Genomic DNA, 18,641 nt, shown 5'->3' with positions numbered 1-18,641 from the left:
TCAGGCCTTCCGCAGGGACTGGAGCGCAGCACGCAGCAGGGCACCGACATCAGGTGAGTCCGCGGCGGTGGGAGCGACGGCGTCGACGGCCTTCTCGGCCTCCTTGGTCGACCAGCCGAGACCGACCAGGCCCTGGTGGACCTGGTCCCGCCAGCCGATGGCCGGGGCCGGCACACCGGTACGGGTGCTCTGGCCGGCGCCGACCGGTGCTCCGATCCGGTCCTTGAGCTCGAGGATGATCCGCTGCGCGCCCTTCTGCCCGATGCCCGGGACCTTGGTCAGCGTCTTGACGTCCTCGCCGCTGATCGCCATCCGCAGGTCGTCGGGGCTGAGCACGGCCAGTGCGGCCTGGGCCAGCTTCGGTCCGACGCCGCTGGCGGTCTGCAGCAGCTCGAAGCAGGACTTCTCGTCGTCGTCGAGGAACCCGAACAGGGTCAGCGAGTCCTCGCGCACCACCATGCTGGTGGGCAGGATCGCCTCGTCGCCGGTGCGCAGGGTGGCGAGCGTGCCCGGCGTACACATCAGCTCCAGCCCGACTCCCCCGACCTCGAGGACGGCGCTGGAGAGGGTGACCCCGGCGACCTTGCCACGGACGAATGCGATCACTGAGCAGATCCCTTCACGATGTGACTCAACGCTTGCCTGCCTTGAGCAGGGCGGCTTCGATGCGCGACTGTGCGCCACCGCGCCAGATGTGGGTGATGGCCAGGGCGAGTGCGTCAGCGGCGTCGGCCGGCTTGGGTGGCGCGCTCAGCCGGAGGATGCGGGTGACCATCGCGGTGACCTGCGCCTTGTCGGCGCGACCGCTCCCGGAGACCGCCGCCTTGACCTCGCTCGGCGTGTGCAGCGCGACCGGGATGCCGCGGCGCGCCGCGCAGACCATCGCGATGCCGCTGGCCTGGGCAGTGCCCATCACGGTGCTGACGTCCGAGCGGGCAAAGACGCGTTCGATCGCAACGGCGTCGGGCTGGAACTCCTCGATCCATGCGTCGACACCCTTCTCGATCGTCACCAGTCGGATCGGGACCGGCTCGCTCGCGGAGGTCCGCAGGACGTTGACGTCCACCATCGTCAGGGGACGACCGACGTCACCGTCGACCACGCCCATGCCGCAGCGGGTCAGGCCGGGGTCGATCCCGAGCACGCGCATTCTTGGTCCCACTCTCGTCCGAACACCTGTTCGGACACACGCTAACAAGCGGGCGTCGACCGGCCGGTCGCGACACGCTGCAACGCAGACGGGGACGCCGTGTGTACGGCGTCCCCGTCCTGCTGTTCACGGGCTGGGCGGCCCGACCAGGAGCTCAGTCCTCGGCGGCCTCGAGCTCGGCCATCACGTCCTCGGGGACGTCGATGTTGCTGAACACGTTCTGCACGTCGTCGAGGTCCTCGAGCGCGTCGACGAGCTTGAAGATCTTCGTGGCGGCCTCGGCGTCGACCGGGATGTCGAGGCTGGCAACGAACTCCACCTCGGCCGAGTCATAGTCGAGGCCGGCGTCCTGGAGCGCGGTGCGAACGGCGACCACGTCGCCGGACTCGCTGAGCACCCGCCACGAGTCGCCGTGGTCGTTCACGTCCTCCGCGCCGGCGTCCAGAGTGGCCTCGAGGACGTCGTCCTCCTCGACAGTCTTGTCCTCCTGGCTCTTGGGCACCAGCACGACGCCCTTGCGGGTGAACAGTCGCGAGACCGAGCCGGGGTCTGCCAACGTGCCCCCGTTGCGGGTGACCGCGGTGCGGACCTCCATCGCGGCCCGGTTGCGGTTGTCGGTCAGACACTCGACGAGGAGCGCGACGCCGGCCGAGCCGTAGACCTCATACATGATCGTCTCGTAGTCGACTCCGCCGTCCTCCAGCCCGCCGCCGCGCTTGACCGCGGAGTCGATGTTCTTGTTGGGCACCGACTGCTTCTTGGCCTTCTGCACGGCGTCGAAGAGCGTCGGGTTTCCGCTCAGGTCAGGGCCACCCATCTTGGCCGCGATCTCGATGTTCTTGATCAGCTTGGCGAAGAGCTTGCCGCGCTTGGCATCGATCGCTGCCTTCTTGTGCTTGGTGGTTGCCCACTTGGAGTGACCGGACATGCGCTCCCTAACTCTTGGTGCTGACGAGATCCACGAACTGACGATGGATCCGGTCGTCTCCACCGACTTCCGGGTGGAACGACGTGGCCATCACGTGGCCTTCTCGGACGGCGACGATCCTACCTGTTGCGGGCCCGTCATCGATCTGGGCAAGGACCTCCACTCCCGGTCCGACCTGCTCGACCCAGGGGGCGCGGATGAAGATCGCGTGCACCTTGTCGGGAAAGTCGGCGAAGTCGAGGTCACCCTCGAACGAGTCGACCTGCCTTCCGAAGGCGTTGCGACGAACGGTGATGTCCAGCCCGCCGAGCGTCTCCTGGTCCTTGGTGCCGTCGATGACGTGGTCGGCGAGCATGATCATCCCGGCGCAGGTCCCGAACGTCGGCATGCCCTCGCGGATACGTTGGCGCAACGGCTCGAAGAGCTCGAAGGTGCGGGCCAGCTTGTACATCGTGGTGGACTCCCCACCCGGGATGATGAAGCCGTCGCAGCGCGCGAGCTCCGTCTCGCGACGGACCGGGATCGCGATCGTGCCGAGATTCGTCAACGTGTGCAGGTGCTCGCGGACATCGCCCTGGAGAGCGAAGACGCCGATGGTCGGGGAAGACATGGTCGGATCATCCCATCGCGCCTCCCCTACTCTCGAAGCATGTCGTTCCTCGACCGCCCCTCCCCTGTCGTCTGCGCGCCGATGGCCGGCGCCTCCACTCCCGAGCTGGCCGCAGCGGTGTCCTCGCACGGCGGGTTGGGGTTCCTCGCCGCCGGCTATCTGTCGGTGTCCGCGATGGCGTCGGAGGTCGCGGCCTACCGGACCCTGACCACCGCACCCGTGGCGATCAACCTGTTCACGCCGCAGGTCGATCGCACTCTCGAGTTCGCCCCTTCGCTCGCTGGCTATCGCGCCGCACTGGAACCCGTGGCCGCGCGGCTCGGGGCGACGCCGGGGCAGCCGACGTACGACACGGATGCGTTCGAGGAGAAGGTCGCGTGGCTCGTCGCGCACCCCGTTGACGCGGTCTCACTGACCTTCGGCCCGGTGCCGGTCGAGAGCGTCGTGGCACTGCAACAGGTGGGCACGAAGGTGGGGTTCACCGTCACCTCTGCCGACGAAGCACAACGCGCCGCCGGTCTGGGCGCGGACTTCCTCGTCGCCCAGGGGTGCGGGGCGGGTGGGCACCGCGGCACCTGGAACGTCGCCGACGTCCCCAATGAGCTGGTCACCGCCGAGGTCGTGACTGCGACGGCCACCGCGACCGGGCTCCCGGTCATCGCTGCCGGCGGAGTCGGAAGTGCGGAAGATGTCAGCGACCTGCTCGCTGCGGGCGCGCTGTCGGTCGCGGTCGGGACCCTCTTCCTGGCCTGCGAGGAATCGAAGGCCTCTACCCTGCACAAGGCCGCGTTGACCTCGGGAAGGTTCCCCGAAGCCACGGTGACGCGGGCGTTCAGCGGACGATGGGCGCGGGCACTGGTCAACGACTTCGTCCGGGAGTACGACGGCCTCGCGCCGTCGGCGTACCCGAACGTGCACCACCTGACGAAGCCGCTCAGAGCCGCGGCCGCTGATGCCGGGGATGTGGAGGGCCTGGCGTTGTGGGCTGGTGCTGCACGGCCGCGCGGCGCCACGAGCGTGGAGGCCGTGTTCGGCGGGCTGGGTCAGTAGGTGACGGTGTACTTGATGGAGGACTCGGTGACGTTGCCCGAGTTGTCGGTGGCCCGGATGGTCAGCGTGAACACACCGTCGGAGAGGTATGGATAGGTGATGGCGGTCAGGCGAGGCACCGACCATCGCTTCTTGTCCGTGGTGGTGTCCGCCGTGCGGAAGGAGCAGTTGGTGACCCACAAGGAACCACCGTTCCAGCATCGCGTGCCGAGGGTGCCACCCGCGCGCTGCAAGATGTACTTGACGTCAGTGATCGAGCCGCCGTCGGCGACCGTTCCGCACGCCGCGGAATAGCCGCCGCCATAGGCGCCGTTCTCGCAAATCGAGTTCACCTGGTCCTGCATGGAAGGGCTGCCGGCCGTGGTCCCCGTCATCCCGTTGATCGGCATGGTGAAGCCGATGGTGGGCGGCGGGTTGGCGGCTCCACAGTTGAAGGCGTCGACGGTCACGATCTTGGTCATGCTGAACGGCTGGACTTGATAGGTGTCCGACCTCCACGTCGTGTCCCGGAGTCGAGAGTGGATTCGGAACTGATATTGCACATTGAGCAGCAGCGCGACCCCCGGGAAGTCGGCGCTTCCACCATTGAAGGTGACGCTACGGCTTGTGCCGGTGCCAATCAGGTGCTTCTCGATGCTGATCGCCGTGTTGCTTGAGTTGTAGGCCTGCGCCCAGTAGGTGTACCTGGGGTCACTCGCGGGAGTCGTGAGCGTGATCTGGAGCAGGTTCGAGCTGCATTGCACGCCAGTCGGCTGGGCGACCCGATGCGTCACGAAGCCTGAGGTCGTGACGGTGGCCTGGTCGCTGAACGCGGCGAGACTCGGCTGCACGAGGATCGATGCGACAGCCGTTGCCGCGACCAGCGAGGCGGTGCCCGTGGATGCCCGTCGACGGCCTCGGGATGTCCCCGAGCGCCGTCCGAGAACGACGTACACCAGCACACCGGCCACGAGCATTCCGCCGAGGAACACGGTGACCGGGGACGCCAGTGCGGAAAGCACATGACCGGCCCACGGGATCGCGAAAAGCACCCGGTCCGCGGAGTCGACCGTGTAGCGCTCCTTGTCGACGCTTTCGTTGGCGTCACCCTTGAGGGTCAGCGCAACCTTGTCGTCCTGGACCGGGTGGATGGCAACGATTCGATGCGTCACCCGAGCGCCGTCCGAACGGTCGACACTGACCACGTCGCCGATCTTCAGCTCGTCGGCCGACACCGACCGCGCGATCCCCAACGAACCTGTGGGCATCTCGGGCGCCATCGACCCCGACGTGAACACCAGCGGCACGATGCCGAGGATGGCGACCGCGGCGGCGGCCAGCAGGCTCAGGACACCGAGCCCGGCGCCCACCCACAGGAACAGGTCCAGCACTCTGCGCGTCATGGCGTTGCTGCCTGGGCGGCGTCGAGGGCGATCACCAGCGAAGTGCCCTTGTTCTGCAAGGCATTGCTGGAGGTGGCGCTCAGCGCGATGACGGCACAGTAGACCCTGTGGTCGTCGGTCGCGCCGGCCTTTGCCAAGGTCTGGCGGGCAGCGTGAACCGGCACCGGCGTGGTGCTGACCGGCTGTCGACTCATCACCGAACTGCCGGTCGGACAGGTCCCGACGCGGGTCCCGGCCTGCTCAGTTCCCACGTTGGTCGGTGTCCCGCCCACGAAGACCTGGACTTCCAGACCCGCACTGGCCTCGACGAGGTTGTTGTCCTCGGTGGTGATGGCAGCGTTGTAGGTGAATGCCGTCGAACCGACGTTGCGCACCACGAACGGGCGGGCGATGCTCTCGCCCGGAATCATGTTGGCGATGGTCAGCTGCGAATATTCATGCGTCCCGCCCTGCCCAGGGAGATGGCCACTGTCGGCGACCGTTCCCCCCACGGTGAGGTCGAGGCTTCCCGAGGCGAGGGTCCCGGAGTGGATGGTCGCGGTGTCCGTCCAGAAGGCCATCGTGGTGACAGTCGCGGGAGCGGCCAGGATCCCCAAGCAGAGCACTGCGCGGATCTTCAGTGAGAGCGCTCCGTCGACTCGCCTGCGGCGTTCAGCGACGTGCTTGCTCAACACGGTCACCCCCGCGCTTGCTCAACCACTCGCGTGCGGCACCCACCAGCATCAATGCTGCATAGCCGAGAAGGAGCGCGGCGACGATGTAGATCATCATCTGTCGCTCCTTTCCAGTGAGCCAGTTGTTCAGATAGCCGAGATAGGGAATCGAATACCAGACTTCACCTTTGATCTGTACGTCCCTGACGGCTTTCGCGTCAGGCGTGTCGTTGGCATCGCCTTTGGTCACATAGCGTCGTTCACCCGTTGCGGTGAAGCCGAGCGTCATGACCCGATGAGTCACGACAGCCGGTTTGCCGGACTCGAGTTGATAGGTGATCACCGAGCCCGTGGAGATGTGATCCGACGGCCTCACCACGACCAGCGTTCCGGGCGGATAGCTCGGTTGCATCGATCCGGTGAGGATGGTGTACGGCGTTGCCCCAGCGATCCTGGGGACGACGACCGCCGCCCCAAGGATCGCCGAGACGCCGAGGATGACCAGCCAGGCAAGGACCTGACCGAGCCACCCCCAGACCCGCCGAACGGAACCCACGGATCGGCGTCAGATCACGGGTGCGGGTTGACCTGCACGGCATTGATGACGAGATCGTTGAGTGCATCGGTCGAGACACCCTGCGCGTCGTTGTCGGCGACCGTTCCGAACGGCCAGGCGACGGTGATTGTGACGGAGACGGGCCCAGACTGCGTCAGGGTGCCGCCCCCGGTGAGGACTGCGCTGATGTCCACTGCATCGCCGGCGGTCGTCGCGAGGTTGAATGCAGATTCGGCTTCGGCCACCGAGGTGGCGTCCAACTCGACGTCTGCGGAGATGTGGTCACCCGTCATGGTGATGGTCCCCGTGCACTCCTTGGTGATGGTGTCGCCCGGCACGATGAGGAGAACATCGGTGTCTGCGCCCTCGGTCCATGTCGGGTCACACGTCACGTCGTTCAGGGCCAAGGTTCCGGCCGTCACCGAACCCCCGTCGAGGGCGTCGTTGTCGCTCCAATAGGCGAGCGACCCCACACCGCCGAGCAGGAGCACTGCGGCTCCCCCTGCCGCAATTGCGCCCTTGGTGCTCTTCTTCATGTCTTGCTCCCCTGATTGTCCTGTGTGGCGTGCCGATCGGCAGACCACGCGTCCTTACATCATCCATGAGACGCCGAAATGTTCCGTTCGTGACGCACTCATCAGCCAAATGACCCATTTGGGCCATGAAGATGCCCGATCGGGTGCCGATGACTAGGGGTTGTAACCCGAAAAGGCCATCAGGGTCGCCGCTGCCAGAAGGCACTGACCTCGACGCGCCCCTCGTCGAAGTGTGCTTCGAGCCCGTGGTCGGCGAAGACCTGAAGGACGAACTGGAGAAGCGCGTCGCCGGGTGCGGCGTTCGCGCCGGACGTGTGCCACACGTTCACCTCGAGCATGCCTTCGTCGATCGCGTGCCAGACGTCCTGCGGCATGAACCAGGCGACGCCGCGACACGGCGTACCCGACTTGAGCACGTCACGGGCCGCCCAGTGGTCGTCGCACCCCTGGAGTACGACGACTCCCCCGGCCTCGAGGGACGCGAACGCGCTCTGGAGCCTGTCGTAGTCGGTGACCAGTGGCCAGTCCGCGGCCTCGTGCGCCCAGGCCTCGGTCTCCTCGCGCAACCAGAATGTGACCGTTTCGTCCATCGGCAGCCACGGGAGCTCATCGCGGACTGCGCGCCTGAGCTCGCCGAGGAGCTCCTGCGGTTGCAGCAGGCCTGCGCGGATGTTGTCGCGCGCGAAGGCCCGCACGTGCTTCTCGCGCGTGCGGGCCTTGTCGTTGTTGCTGGGCAAAGCTGGTTACCAGCCGCGCTCGGCCAGACGGTGGGGCTGCGGGATGTCCTCGACGTTGATGCCGACCATGGCCTCGCCCAGGCCGCGGGAGACCTTGGCAACGACGTCCGGGTCGTCGAAGAACGTGGTGGCCTTGACGATCGCCTCGGCACGCTGCGCCGGGTTGCCGGACTTGAAGATGCCCGAGCCCACGAAGACACCCTCGGCGCCGAGCTGCATCATCATCGCCGCGTCGGCGGGGGTGGCGATGCCGCCGGCGGTGAACAGGACGACGGGGAGCTTGCCGTTCTCGGCCACCTCCTTGACCAGGTCATAGGGGGCCTGCAGCTCCTTCGCCGCGACGTACAGCTCGTCGGTGCTCAACGCGCCCAGTCGGCGGATCTCCCCGCCGATGGTGCGCATGTGGGTGACGGCGTTTGAGACATCGCCGGTGCCGGCCTCGCCCTTGGAGCGGATCATTGCCGCGCCCTCGGTGATGCGGCGCAGAGCCTCGCCGAGGTTCGTGGCGCCACACACGAACGGCACGGTGAAGTTCCACTTGTCGATGTGGTTGGCGTAGTCGGCAGGGGTGAGAACCTCCGACTCATCGATGTAGTCGACACCCAGGCTCTGCAGGATCTGTGCCTCTGCGAAATGACCGATACGAGCCTTGGCCATCACCGGGATGGAGACGGCCTCAATGATCGAGTCGATCATGTCGGGGTCACTCATCCGGGAGACGCCCCCCTGAGCCCGGATGTCGGCGGGGACGCGCTCGAGGGCCATGACGGCCACCGCGCCCGCGTCCTCGGCGATCTTTGCCTGCTCGGCGGTGACCACGTCCATGATCACACCGCCCTTGAGCATCTCGGCCATGCCGCGCTTGACGCGCGAGGTTCCGGTGGCGGCACCGGTGGTTTCAGGGGAATCAGTTGCCATGCAGCCAAGACTAGTGCGAGGTGGAATGTCCCAATTCATCGGTCCATTTGTCGACTGAACTTGCCGACTTTGAAGTTGTCCACAGGGGCGGACGCATGCCTTCCCGAGGCGGCCTGAGTCGTCCTAACCTGTATCCCGGTGCCGCCGTTCCGGCGCCGTCTCGGGAAGAGGACGGTTCAAATGATCCATGTACGACGCAGGCTCGTGAGTCTTGTCTGTCTCCCCCTGGTGTTGTTCTCTGCCTGTGGGGATGGCGACTCCGACGCGGATGAGCCGAGTACGCCCTCTCCCTCCTCGTCCCAGCTCGCTTCCCCGTCGACCTTCCCCTCCCCGAGTGAGAGCGCGTCCACGCTGCCGGAGGACTTGCCTGCGGACGAGGTGGATCCGGAGGAGATCGTGGAGGCTTGGGTCGAGGCCTACGACGAGGCGACCACCAGCGGCGACACCAACAGACTTCGGACGTTGAGCGCCAAGAGTTGCACGACCTGCGACAACGTAGCCATGAGCATAGAGAAGGTCTACTCGTCGGGCGGCTGGATTAAGCAATCTGGTGGAGCAACGCAGGTACAGACAACCACCGTGCGTCCTGGACCGAACAAGAAGAAGCGGATGGTGACGGCCCAGTTGGCATTCACAAAGGGCACGACCAAGCAGGATTCAAGCAGTCAAGCAGAGGTCTTCGCCGCCGCGGACTACGAGTGGGACTTCTACCTCGCGGTCGTATCGGGGCGCTGGCAAGTCACCGACATAGGGATCTGACATGTCGAATCTGCACCGAGGTGTGGCTTGCGCACTTCTCGTCATTGCGGCGCTTGCAGGTCCGCTGAGTCACAACTCTTCCGCAGATGGATGCGGGAGCTCGGTCTCGACAGCGATGACCCTCAACGGCATCGTCGTCAAGGGAACAGATCGGAGCAACTGTTCCACCGGGGGTGCGCCCTCACAGTGGCGGACGATGACAGCATTCGAAAGAGCAGACGAACTCGAACTCGGCCTGCTCGGTTCCAATCTCCCGTGTCAGGGGATGTCACGCAACATCTCCGACCCCACCCGGATAAGCACCTACGACGCCTGCGCGGCGCCGACCCCCTCGGGTCCTGCAACGTCGGTTCTCGTGGCAAGGGCCTTCAAGAATCTCACCATCCCGAGCTCCCAGATCGTAATCCAACCGCCGGACGGGACCACCTTGGTCAACATGGACACGCTGTTCAGCACGCGGGCCGAGCAATATGACCAGTCGCTGACGCTCCTCGGTCGCAACGTCACTCTCCGGATCACTCCCACGCAGTTCGTCTGGAACACGGGTGACGGAGGATCGTTCACCACGACGACCCCGGGCATTCCCTATGAGAAGGGCCGGCCGATGTCCGACTACGTCTCCTACAAGTATCTCCAACCAGCCAAGAGACTCACCCCCAGCGTCAACGTGGTCTGGAGGGCCCAGTACAGCGTCGAAGGACGACCCTGGCAGCCGGTGAACGGCACCGTCACGACCACTGGCCCCGGCGCTCCGCTCCGTGTCCGAGAAGCCATCCCGGTCCTGACCTCGGGCGACTGACAGAAGAGCACGTCCAGCCCGAAAGGACGAGGACAGCTGCCCCATCCGGCCCGCTTTTCGTCCACAGGCAAGGGCGCAGACCCACTTCTCCACAGGCCGGATGCACTCTCAAGCGAATGTCAGTGCTGCCCTCTAGCGTTGGCACATGGCGATCACTCCACTCCCCACAGCACCCCATCCGGTGCTCGCGTGTGCGGACTCGATCGCCTGCGCACTCGACGGCGTCCTGGACGTCGACCTCGCCATGGCAAGCACCGCTCAGAAGCGTGACGCACTCCACCTCCTGACGAACCTGGCCGACCGGGTCGAGGCCCTTCGGCTCGACGTGATCGTCGAGTCCGTTGATGTCGCAGAGGCTGATTCCGCGCGCCGCATCTCCCATTGGCTGACCCCACGAGCACTGACCGGCTCCGCCCCTCAGGCACGGGCCGAGAACATGGCCACGGCCCTCAAGCACTCCTATCCGCGGCTCCGCAGCGCCGTACGACGTGGCGCGGCCAATCTGCTCCAGGCACAGGTGGTCATCCGGGCACTCGACATGCTCAGCGACGACGTACCCCTCCATATCCGCACCGAAGCCGAAGAACGCCTCGTGGAGGCCTGTGAGCACTTCAACCCCGAACAATTGCGCGTCCTGGGCGACAAGATCCTGGAGGTCATTGACCCAGCGACGTACGACGATGAGGAGCGCAAGCAGGTCGAGCGCGAACACGCCAAGGCGCGTGCGGCGACTAGGCTCCACCTCACCGACAACGGCGACGGCACCTGCGATTTGCGTGCCCGCATCCCGGATGGCTCTGCGGCACGACTGAAGTCGATCCTTGAGTCCTTCACCTCGCCCCGGCACGACGCCAATACCCCGAGCGAGAGTCGATTCCTCGACCCCGCCACGGGTCAGCGCCTCCCCTATGACCGGGTTCGCGGCGAGGCATTCTGCGCGCTTCTCGAGGCCCTCCCCTCGGATGTTCTGCCGCTCCACGGCGGCTCCACCACGACGGTTGTGGTGACCATCGACATCGAGAAGCTTCGCACCGGTCTCGGGGTGGCGACCCTCGGGGACGGCACCCGCATCACGGCCGCAGAAGCCCGACGCCTCGCCTGCCAGAGCCAACTCCTGCCCGCCGTGCTCGGCTCGGACTCCGAGATCCTAGATTGGGGCCGGGCAAGTCGACTGTTCAAGTCACCACAGCGAATGGCCGCCGCACACAACCACCCCACGTGTCAGGCCGAGGGATGCACGGTCCCCTCCACCTGGTGCGAGGCGCACCATCGCAACCCATGGTCACAAGGTGGCCGGACCGACCTGAGGGACCTGATCCTCCTGTGTCCCTGGCATCACCATCGGGTTCACGACGCACGGAGCTACGTGGAATACCTACCGAACGGTGACGTCCGGTTCGCCAGGCGGACGTGAGGTGAGCGAGTTGTCCCCGCCTCGACCCGAGGGCCACAACTGCAAGCGCCGAGCCTGTCTCAGGACTCGGCGCCAGCCTGCCCACCGGTAGCACCGGTAGCAGCGGTAGCAGCGGCCTCGGCGTACGCCTGCTTCCGCACGACCCAGATCCGCTGCAGCACCGTCACGGTGCTTGCGATCGCGAGGGCCCACAACGTGACCTCCATGAGGATGGGGAGGTCGAAGATGGCGCCCAGACCGGTCATCACGAGGATCGCGACCAGGCGATCCGCTCGCTCAGCGATCCCGACCTTGGCGTCATAGCCCATGCCCTCAGCCTTGGCCCGCGCATAGGACGTCACCGAACCCATCACCAGGCAGATCATCGCCAACCAGAGGTAGAGCCTCGAGTCGCCGGGACCGGCGAAATACATCGCCAGGCCACCGAAGATCGCGCCGTCGCCGATGCGATCGAGTGTGGAGTCGAGGAACGCCCCGAAGCGATTCTTCTTCCCGGTCAACCGCGACATGTGCCCGTCGAGCAGGTCCGAGAAGACGAAGGCGGTGATGAACAGGACGCCGAACAGCAGCTCTCCGCGGGGGAAGAACACGAGCGCACCGGTACAGACACCGATCGTCCCGATCAGCGTCACGGCATCGGCAGTGATGCCCAGCTTGATGAAGAGCTGCGCAATGGGGTTCAGGAGCCCGACCCAGAAGGCTTTGAATCGATCCAACATGGCGGCTGCAGACTACCTGCCGCTGGACCGGGGATGTCCATTGCCTCCGCCCCCCGCGACCACCGGACCCACAGCGCCACCGGCCGACGCCTCTCGAGGACTCGAGGAAGATCGGTTCTGCACAACCCCGCGTACTGTCAACAGAATGGAGCCATTCAGGCTTCCAACAAGGGAGCGACGATGGCCGACAAGTCACCACGACAAGCGATGACCAAGAAATCCAAGTCGATCAAGGAGAAGCGGGCCGACAAGCAGGCCAAGGCAGCCGGCAACTCCGACATCGGCAAGCTCCCCGAAAAGAAGCGGTGATCTGGCAGCAGGCCCTGAGCCTGGGCGTGATTGCCACTTCCTCGATGGAGAACGAGCGACGTCTGCCGATTCACCCGGAGCACTTCCACCGCCTGCCCCAGCACCTGCAGTCGCGCATCACCCTCGAGCACGGGTACGGCGAGCACTTCGGCCGCACCGACGAGTCGCTGTCACCCCACGTCGCCGGTTTCGCGTCGCGGGACGAACTGCTGGCCACGTCCGACGTCGTACTCCTGCCCAAGCCCCAACTGGCCGACGTCGAGGCCCTGCACGAGGGCCAGGTCCTGTGGGGCTGGCCGCACTGCGTGCAGGACACGGCGCTCACCCAGGCAGCGATCGACCGCAAGCTGACCCTCATCGCATTCGAGGCGATGAACCACTGGGCCCGCGACGGTTCGGTGGGGCTGCACGTCTTCCACAAGAACAATGAGCTGGCCGGCTATTCCTCGGTCCTGCACGCACTGACCCTGGGCGGCATCACCGGAAGTTATGGCCGCAAGCTCAACGCTGTCGTCATCGGATTCGGCGCCACGGCTCGTGGCGCCGTCACGGCCCTGAGCGCCAGCGGCATCCATGACGTCCGGGTCCTGACCATCCGCGACGTCGCGGCCGTGGCTTCGCCGATCCACTCGGTCAGAATCCACCGCTTCGAGCACAACCCCGATGCGCCTGCGTTGAGCCAGGTCTTCACCGACGCCGGGAAGGTGCCCCTGGCGCCGTTCCTGGCCGAGAGCGACATCGTCGTCAATTGCACGCTGCAGGACCCGAACGCGCCGTTGACCTATCTGCGCACAGAGGATCTGACGGCCTTCCGTCCTGGAAGTCTGATCGTGGACGTCTCCTGCGACGAGGCGATGGGGTTCAGCTGGGCCCGCCCGACGACCTTCGACGACCCTATGTTCGAGGTGGGCGACCACATCGGCTACTACGCGGTCGACCACAGCCCCTCCTACCTCTGGGGCTCGGCGACCTGGGAGAACAGCGAGGCGCTGTTGTCCTTCGTCGAGACCGTGCTGAGCGGACCGGAGGCATGGGCGCTCGACGAGACCATCGACGCGGCGATCGAGATCCAGGACGGCCGGATCCGCAACCAGGCGATCAACCTCTTCCAGGGCCGCGACCCTGATGGAGTGCTCGTCAGCTGAGAGGGACGGTGTCGCCGACCAGCGCAGCTGCGACGGCGGCCACCGCGGTCGGCACACCGGCCACATGCCACTCCACGCCGGCGGCGGCGACGAGACGCGCTTCGCCGCCCAGGCTGCGGATCAGCGCCGCACCGGGCAATCGGTCCCACTCGGGAACGGTGTGCTGGAAGACCACGTCGCTCTGACCCAGCAGCACCGAGACGCAGTCCATCGTCCCGGAACCGCGCATCCTCAGCGTCGCCACCCGGGACACCGCACGACCGAACGCGGCACCGATCTCACCCCCATAGAAAGGCGGATGCAGATAGGTGGTGGCGCATGCCTGTTCCACGGGTACGTCGCCCAGCGTGGCCAGGGCCTCCCCGTTCCGGGTCCCCGGCACCCGCGGCCCTCCGACGTACACGCTGTCGCTGGCCGGATGGTGCACCGCCCCGAGCAGCACGTCGTCAGCGGAGGTCAGGGCCAACGCCGAGCACCACCAGTCCATGCCCCGGAAGAAGTTGTAGGTGCCGTCGACCGGATCGATGACCCAGGTCCGTCCGGAAGAACCGGAGTGGTTGGCGCCCTCCTCCCCCACGATCGCATCGTCGGGACGCTCGCTTCGCAGCATGGCGACGATCATCTCCTCGGCGGCGTGGTCGGCCGCGGTGACGATGTCGGCGACGTTCGACTTCTGCTGGGATGCCAGGCCCTCGGCTCTCATCCGGGCCGCCAACAGGCCGGCCTCGCGGACCAGCCTGGCGGCCAGCTCGAGGTCGGCTGAAACCGCTGGACCGCTGACAGACCCAGTGCCTGAGCCGGGCACAGGTTCGCTCACGTGGCCGACCATGCGCCAGCCAACAGGTCCCTGGTGTCCTGGAGCAGCTGCGGCAAGGTCTTTGTGCCGCCGACGATGGTGATGAAGTTCGCGTCTCCCGACCAACGGGGTACGACGTGCTGGTGCAGGTGGTCGGCCAGCGATCCCCCGGCAGCCCCGCCAAGGTTCAGCCCGACGTTGAAGGCGTGCGGGTCGGAGATGCTCCGGATCACCACGATGGCGCGCTGGGTCAGCGTCATCAGCTCGGCCGACTCGTCCGGGGTGAGGGCCTCCAGCCCGGCCACGTGGCGATAGGGCACCACCATCAGATGGCCGGGGTTGTAAGGGTGCAGGTTGAGCACGACGTACGCATTCTCACCGCGGGCCACGACGAGCGAGTCGGCGTCCGGCTTGCCCGGGATGAAGCAGAACGGGCATCCCTCGCTGGTCACGGCCGAGCGGACATAGGCCATCCGGTGAGGTGTCCAGATCCGCTCCAGGCTGTCCTCGACCCCGGCGCCGGACTGGTGCATCTCGTCGGCACTCATGGATCAGACCTGCTGGCGGGACTCGACGGCCTCGACAACCCGACGGATCGCCTCGTCGATAGGTACGCCGTTGTCCTGCCGGCCATCGCGATAGCGGAAGGACACGGCCCCGGCCTCGACGTCGTTGTCTCCGGCGATCACCATGAACGGCACCTTCTGCAGCTGCGCGTTGCGGATCTTCTTCTGCATCCGGTCGTCGGAGATGTCGACCTCGACTCGCACACCAGCAGCCTTCAGCTTCTCGGCCACGTCGAAGAGATAGTCGTTGTGACGCTCCGCGATCGGGATGCCCTGCACCTGGACCGGCGCGAGCCAGGGCGGGAAAGCGCCGGCATAGTGCTCGACGAGGACGCCCATGAACCGCTCGATGGAGCCGAACTTGGCCGAGTGGATCATCACCGGCTGCTGGCGGGAGCCGTCGGCGGCGACGTACTCGAGGTTGAAGCGGTCCGGCGAGGGCTGGTTGAAGTCGTACTGCACGGTGCCCATCTGCCAGGTCCGGCCGATCGCGTCGCGGGCCTGGACCGAGATCTTGGGGCCGTAGTACGCCGCCCCACCCGGGTCCGGGACGAGCTCGAGACCGGTGGCGATCGCAACGTCCTCGAGCACCTTGGTTGCCGCGGCCCAGTCGTCGTCGGAGCCGATGAACTTGTCCTTCGAGGCATCCCGGGTGGAGAGCTCGAGATAGAAGTCGTCGATGCCGAAGTCACGCAGCAGCGAGAGCTTGAAGTTGAGCAGGTGCTCCACCTCGGCCGGAGCCTGCTCGGGGGTGACGTAGGAGTGCGAGTCGTCCTGGGCGAACCCACGCACGCGGGTCAAGCCGTGGATCACACCCGACTTCTCGTGGCGATAGACGTGACCGAACTCGAAGAGGCGCAGCGGCAACTCGCGATAGGAGCGCTGGCGCGAACGGAAGATCAGGTTGTGCATCGGGCAGTTCATCGCCTTGAGGCGATAGTCCATGCCGTCCACGTCGATCGCCGGGAACATGCCCTCGCCGTAGTAGGGCAGGTGGCCCGAGGTGTGGAACAACCCCTCCTTGGCGATGTGCGGCGTGCCGACGTAGTCGAAGCCCTCGGCGATGTGCCGCTCGCGGACGTAGTCCTCCATCGCGCGCTTGATCACGCCACCCTTGGGGTGGAAGACGGGCAGCCCGGAGCCGATCTCGTCAGGGAAGCTGAACAGGTCGAGCTCGCGGCCGAGCTTGCGGTGGTCGCGGCGCTCGGCCTCCTCGATCCGGTGCAGGTGCTCGTCGAGCGCTTCCTTGGTCTCCCAGGCGGTGCCGTAGATGCGCTGGAGCTGCTTGTTCTTCTCGTCGCCGCGCCAATAGGCGGCCGCGCTGCGCATCAGCTTGAAGGCCGGGATCCGCTTGGTGGTGGGCAGGTGCGGGCCGCGGCACAGGTCCTTCCACGCGACCTCGCCCTTGCGGTTGATGTTGTCGTAGATGGTGAGCTCGCCGGCCCCGACCTCGGCGCTCGCACCCTCGGCTGCCTCGCCGGCGTTGCCCTTGAGGCCGATCAGCTCGAGCTTGTACGGCTCCTCGGCGAGCTCCACCCGGGCATCGTCGTCGTTGGTGACCCGGCGCTCGAAGCGCTGGTTCTCCTTGATGATCTTCCGCATCCGGGTCTCGATCTTGTCGAGGTCCTCAGGCACGAACGGGGTCTCGACGTCGAAGTCGTAGTAGAAGCCGTCGGTGATCGGCGGACCGATACCGAGCTTCGCCTGGGGGAAGAGCTCCTGGACGGCTTGGGCCATCACGTGCGCGGTGGAGTGGCGCAGGATGTCGCGTCCGTCCGCGGAGTCGATCGCGACGCCCTCGATGACGTCACCGTCCAGCAGCTCGTAGGCCAGGTCCTTGAGGACGGCCTCGCCGTTGCCGGAGCCGACACGGGCCGCGATGACGTCCGGGGTCTCCTTGAACAGCTCCCAGGCCTTGGTGCCCGCCGTCGTTGTCTGCTCCTCACGCGCATTGGCGTGGATGAGGACGACGTGGATGTCGGACACAGGTTCTCCTTGAGAGGACTTGGGAGTGCTGGACGGCCGGCAGCAAGTGCTGGCTTGGGGTGCTGGTCGGGAATGCTGACTGGGATTCCCGGCTGGCTCCGCCGATCGTATCGGCCCGGTTGACCATCTCGCTCGCCGGTTTGCTCAGGCCCGCTCATTCCCGGCCAGTGAGCACCGCCAGGACAATCACCGACAGCGTCACCGAGACCATCGCCGCCGTCGTTCCGGGCGCCAACAGGACCGGTGCCGCCGTGAGCAACAGGATGTCGAAACCGCGCAGGATGCTGCCATAGAGGTTCGTGGGCACACCGCCGGCAGGACTCGACACGAGCGGTCGCCCGAAGTCGGGCGGGCGTCCGGTCACCCAGCGGGTCGCGGCCGCCAGGGCGCAGAGTCCCGAGGCGATCCCGCAGGCCGCGGCCTCGTCCCAACGCAGTCCCAGCGCGGAGTGGAGCACCGGGATGGTGGCCAGGCCGTGCAGCGCGAGGAGCACCAGGGGGACCACGAGAGCAGCCGCCCGGGTGCGGGGTACGGGGAAGGGAAAGTTGCGCAGGACGCTGGACGAGCGGCTCAGCACCCGCAGGGATGCCAGCAGGGGAAGGCAGGTCACGAACCCGACCAGTGCGCCGACGAGGAAGACGATCCGCTCGGCTCCGGTGACGCCAACGGCATAGGGAACGACCACGGAGGCGGCGATCAGCACGACCCACCGCGGGCTACGGCGCAGTCGCAGGACGTCGGCCCAGACCAACGCACCCACGCCGCTCGGTCCACCTCGCCGAGGCGTCACTGAACCCTTGGCCCGCCAGCGGTGGCCGAGCAGGACGTCATACATCAGCGCCAGGTCGAGGGTCGCCATTGCACCGGACAGACCGGGCGCGAGGCTACCGCCCGCCGCGACGTCGCGGCGTCGCAATCGGGCCACCCGCCGCAACGCCAGCACGAGCAGCGCAACGGTGAGCACACCTGTCACAGCCCCGGCGGCCATGGCTGGGGTCGCCACCGATGCAGGCGTCGCGAGCAACGGAGCGCGCTCGAGCGCCAGCAACAACAAGACCAGCCACACCAGGCCAGCAAGAGCCCAGGTCAGGGATCGTGCCGGCCAACGTGGACTGGCTTGGGAGAGGCCGGCCAGAGCGACCACCGCAGTGGCAAGCACCGCCGCGAACACCGAATAGCCGAGCATTGCCGGGGTGCCGAACCCACCCAGGAGCGTCGCGGCTGCAGCAAGCAGTCCGGCCGCGATCGCCGCGAGCACGGCCCATCCCCACAACCGTGGGCGCAGCAACGCACCCCGATCCGCGGTAGTGGTGAGCAGCCACGAGGAGGTCGCGGGGGTGGCGAAGACCGGGCCGAACATGCGGGCGAGAGCGAGTACGGCGACCAGCGCACCGGTGGTGGTCAGATGTGGCAGCAGGGATCTCCCCTGCCTGCACGCAGTCGATGTGCACAGCTCGTCGGAGAGCGCTGCAACGCCCAGGAGCACGCTTACCAGCATGGAGCCGAGCATGAGGACCGAGAAGATCGCGACATAGCCGTCGCTGACGATGTCACTCAACGGCCTGGTGACGTGTGCCCGGCGCCAGTGCCGCATCCAACTGCGCAGCTCACGGACCTCCGCCGATGCG

Annotated in this window: 20 protein-coding genes; 5 read left to right on the top strand and 15 right to left on the bottom strand. The window is 66.6% G+C overall.

What is annotated here, in order from left to right:
* The 4 genes from ruvA to pdxT form a co-directional block, all read right to left on the bottom strand.
* The gene (gene ruvA, locus BJ980_RS01545) at positions 1–606 is read right to left on the bottom strand and encodes a Holliday junction branch migration protein RuvA (protein WP_179500673.1); all 606 of its coding nucleotides are present in this window, start codon (positions 604–606) and stop codon (positions 1–3) included.
* Positions 607–631: 25 nt separating this feature from the next.
* Positions 632–1,150, bottom strand: a complete 519-nt coding sequence (ruvC, locus tag BJ980_RS01540; protein WP_179500672.1) for a crossover junction endodeoxyribonuclease RuvC — start codon at positions 1,148–1,150, stop codon at positions 632–634.
* A 154-nt stretch (positions 1,151–1,304) separates the two neighbouring features.
* Positions 1,305–2,078 (bottom strand): YebC/PmpR family DNA-binding transcriptional regulator, encoded by a 774-nt coding sequence (locus BJ980_RS01535; RefSeq protein WP_179500671.1) that lies wholly within the window; start codon positions 2,076–2,078, stop codon positions 1,305–1,307.
* 7 nt (positions 2,079–2,085) lie between these two features.
* On the bottom strand, positions 2,086–2,688 hold the full coding sequence (gene pdxT, locus BJ980_RS01530) for a pyridoxal 5'-phosphate synthase glutaminase subunit PdxT (RefSeq protein WP_179500670.1): 603 nt from the start codon (positions 2,686–2,688) through the stop codon (positions 2,086–2,088).
* A 39-nt stretch (positions 2,689–2,727) separates the two neighbouring features.
* Between pdxT and BJ980_RS01525 the strand changes: the two genes are divergently transcribed.
* On the top strand, positions 2,728–3,738 hold the full coding sequence (locus BJ980_RS01525) for a nitronate monooxygenase (protein WP_179500669.1): 1,011 nt from the start codon (positions 2,728–2,730) through the stop codon (positions 3,736–3,738).
* Here the strand turns inward: BJ980_RS01525 and BJ980_RS01520 are convergent.
* The 6 genes from BJ980_RS01520 to pdxS form a co-directional block, all read right to left on the bottom strand.
* A complete protein-coding gene (locus BJ980_RS01520) occupies positions 3,732–5,120 on the bottom strand; it encodes a signal peptidase I (RefSeq protein WP_179500668.1) in 1,389 nt (462 codons plus the stop codon). The genes BJ980_RS01525 and BJ980_RS01520 overlap by 7 nt on opposite strands.
* On the bottom strand, positions 5,117–5,791 hold the full coding sequence (locus BJ980_RS01515) for a hypothetical protein (RefSeq protein WP_179500667.1): 675 nt from the start codon (positions 5,789–5,791) through the stop codon (positions 5,117–5,119). The genes BJ980_RS01520 and BJ980_RS01515 overlap by 4 nt, the downstream gene beginning before the upstream one ends.
* Positions 5,772–6,329, bottom strand: coding sequence for a signal peptidase I (locus BJ980_RS01510; RefSeq protein WP_179500666.1), 558 nt, complete (start codon positions 6,327–6,329; stop codon positions 5,772–5,774). Before BJ980_RS01510 ends, BJ980_RS01515 begins: the two co-directional genes overlap by 20 nt.
* 14 nt (positions 6,330–6,343) lie before the next feature.
* Positions 6,344–6,865 (bottom strand): alternate-type signal peptide domain-containing protein, encoded by a 522-nt coding sequence (locus BJ980_RS01505; RefSeq protein WP_179500665.1) that lies wholly within the window; start codon positions 6,863–6,865, stop codon positions 6,344–6,346.
* Between the two features lie 179 nt (positions 6,866–7,044).
* Positions 7,045–7,602, bottom strand: coding sequence for a DUF6891 domain-containing protein (locus BJ980_RS01500; RefSeq protein WP_179500664.1), 558 nt, complete (start codon positions 7,600–7,602; stop codon positions 7,045–7,047).
* A gap of 6 nt (positions 7,603–7,608) precedes the next feature.
* A complete protein-coding gene (gene pdxS, locus BJ980_RS01495) occupies positions 7,609–8,520 on the bottom strand; it encodes a pyridoxal 5'-phosphate synthase lyase subunit PdxS (protein ID WP_179500663.1) in 912 nt (303 codons plus the stop codon).
* A 180-nt stretch (positions 8,521–8,700) separates the two neighbouring features.
* Between pdxS and BJ980_RS01490 the strand changes: the two genes are divergently transcribed.
* The 3 genes from BJ980_RS01490 to BJ980_RS01480 all read left to right on the top strand — a co-directional run bounded on the left by BJ980_RS01490 (position 8,701) and on the right by BJ980_RS01480 (position 11,492).
* Complete coding sequence (locus BJ980_RS01490) at positions 8,701–9,279, top strand: DUF6318 family protein (protein ID WP_179500662.1); 579 nt, start codon at positions 8,701–8,703, stop codon at positions 9,277–9,279.
* Between the two features lie 436 nt (positions 9,280–9,715).
* A complete protein-coding gene (locus BJ980_RS01485; RefSeq protein WP_179500661.1) occupies positions 9,716–10,078 on the top strand; it encodes a hypothetical protein in 363 nt (120 codons plus the stop codon).
* 145 nt (positions 10,079–10,223) lie between these two features.
* Positions 10,224–11,492 (top strand): HNH endonuclease signature motif containing protein, encoded by a 1,269-nt coding sequence (locus BJ980_RS01480; protein ID WP_179500660.1) that lies wholly within the window; start codon positions 10,224–10,226, stop codon positions 11,490–11,492.
* A gap of 59 nt (positions 11,493–11,551) precedes the next feature.
* Here the strand turns inward: BJ980_RS01480 and pgsA are convergent, their stop codons facing one another.
* Entirely contained in the window at positions 11,552–12,211 is a 660-nt protein-coding gene (gene pgsA, locus BJ980_RS01475) for a phosphatidylinositol phosphate synthase (protein WP_179500659.1), read from the bottom strand.
* Positions 12,212–12,516: 305 nt separating this feature from the next.
* On the opposite strand from pgsA, the gene BJ980_RS01470 reads away from it, so the two are divergent.
* Complete coding sequence (locus tag BJ980_RS01470) at positions 12,517–13,665, top strand: N(5)-(carboxyethyl)ornithine synthase (RefSeq protein WP_343047624.1); 1,149 nt, start codon at positions 12,517–12,519, stop codon at positions 13,663–13,665.
* Here the strand turns inward: BJ980_RS01470 and BJ980_RS01465 are convergent.
* From BJ980_RS01465 to BJ980_RS01450, 4 genes are all read right to left on the bottom strand, one after another.
* The gene (locus BJ980_RS01465) at positions 13,658–14,482 is read right to left on the bottom strand and encodes an inositol monophosphatase family protein (RefSeq protein ID WP_343047622.1); all 825 of its coding nucleotides are present in this window, start codon (positions 14,480–14,482) and stop codon (positions 13,658–13,660) included. The two genes, BJ980_RS01470 and BJ980_RS01465, sit on opposite strands and share 8 nt — an antisense overlap.
* Positions 14,479–15,009, bottom strand: a complete 531-nt coding sequence (locus BJ980_RS01460; RefSeq protein ID WP_179500657.1) for an HIT family protein — start codon at positions 15,007–15,009, stop codon at positions 14,479–14,481. The genes BJ980_RS01465 and BJ980_RS01460 overlap by 4 nt, the downstream gene beginning before the upstream one ends.
* A gap of 3 nt (positions 15,010–15,012) precedes the next feature.
* Complete coding sequence (thrS, locus tag BJ980_RS01455) at positions 15,013–17,013, bottom strand: threonine--tRNA ligase (RefSeq protein WP_179500656.1); 2,001 nt, start codon at positions 17,011–17,013, stop codon at positions 15,013–15,015.
* A gap of 154 nt (positions 17,014–17,167) precedes the next feature.
* Positions 17,168–18,607: a DUF6297 family protein gene (locus BJ980_RS01450; protein ID WP_179500655.1), complete on the bottom strand. Its 1,440-nt coding sequence runs from the start codon at positions 18,605–18,607 to the stop codon at positions 17,168–17,170.
* Between the last annotated feature and the right edge of the window lie 34 nt (positions 18,608–18,641).

This window comes from Nocardioides daedukensis, assembly GCF_013408415.1.
GTDB lineage: Bacteria > Actinomycetota > Actinomycetes > Propionibacteriales > Nocardioidaceae > Nocardioides > Nocardioides daedukensis.
The sequence above is the reverse complement of the archived record's forward strand: the minus strand, read 5'-3'. Positions and strand labels throughout refer to the sequence as shown.

Bases quoted from the DNA above. Each gene is read 5' to 3' on its own strand.
- ruvC (WP_179500672.1), bottom strand. From the start codon at position 1,150: ATGCGCGTGCTCGGGATCGACCCCGGCCTGACCCGCTGCGGCATGGGC.
- BJ980_RS01535 (WP_179500671.1), bottom strand. From the start codon at position 2,078: ATGTCCGGTCACTCCAAGTGGGCAACCACCAAGCACAAGAAGGCAGCG.
- pdxT (WP_179500670.1), bottom strand. From the start codon at position 2,688: ATGTCTTCCCCGACCATCGGCGTCTTCGCTCTCCAGGGCGATGTCCGC.
- BJ980_RS01525 (WP_179500669.1), top strand. From the start codon at position 2,728: ATGTCGTTCCTCGACCGCCCCTCCCCTGTCGTCTGCGCGCCGATGGCC.
- BJ980_RS01520 (WP_179500668.1), bottom strand. From the start codon at position 5,120: ATGACGCGCAGAGTGCTGGACCTGTTCCTGTGGGTGGGCGCCGGGCTC.
- BJ980_RS01505 (WP_179500665.1), bottom strand. From the start codon at position 6,865: ATGAAGAAGAGCACCAAGGGCGCAATTGCGGCAGGGGGAGCCGCAGTG.
- pdxS (WP_179500663.1), bottom strand. From the start codon at position 8,520: ATGGCAACTGATTCCCCTGAAACCACCGGTGCCGCCACCGGAACCTCG.
- BJ980_RS01490 (WP_179500662.1), top strand. From the start codon at position 8,701: ATGATCCATGTACGACGCAGGCTCGTGAGTCTTGTCTGTCTCCCCCTG.
- BJ980_RS01485 (WP_179500661.1), top strand. From the start codon at position 9,716: ATGGACACGCTGTTCAGCACGCGGGCCGAGCAATATGACCAGTCGCTG.
- BJ980_RS01480 (WP_179500660.1), top strand. From the start codon at position 10,224: ATGGCGATCACTCCACTCCCCACAGCACCCCATCCGGTGCTCGCGTGT.
- pgsA (WP_179500659.1), bottom strand. From the start codon at position 12,211: ATGTTGGATCGATTCAAAGCCTTCTGGGTCGGGCTCCTGAACCCCATT.
- BJ980_RS01460 (WP_179500657.1), bottom strand. From the start codon at position 15,009: ATGAGTGCCGACGAGATGCACCAGTCCGGCGCCGGGGTCGAGGACAGC.
- BJ980_RS01450 (WP_179500655.1), bottom strand. From the start codon at position 18,607: ATGCGGCACTGGCGCCGGGCACACGTCACCAGGCCGTTGAGTGACATC.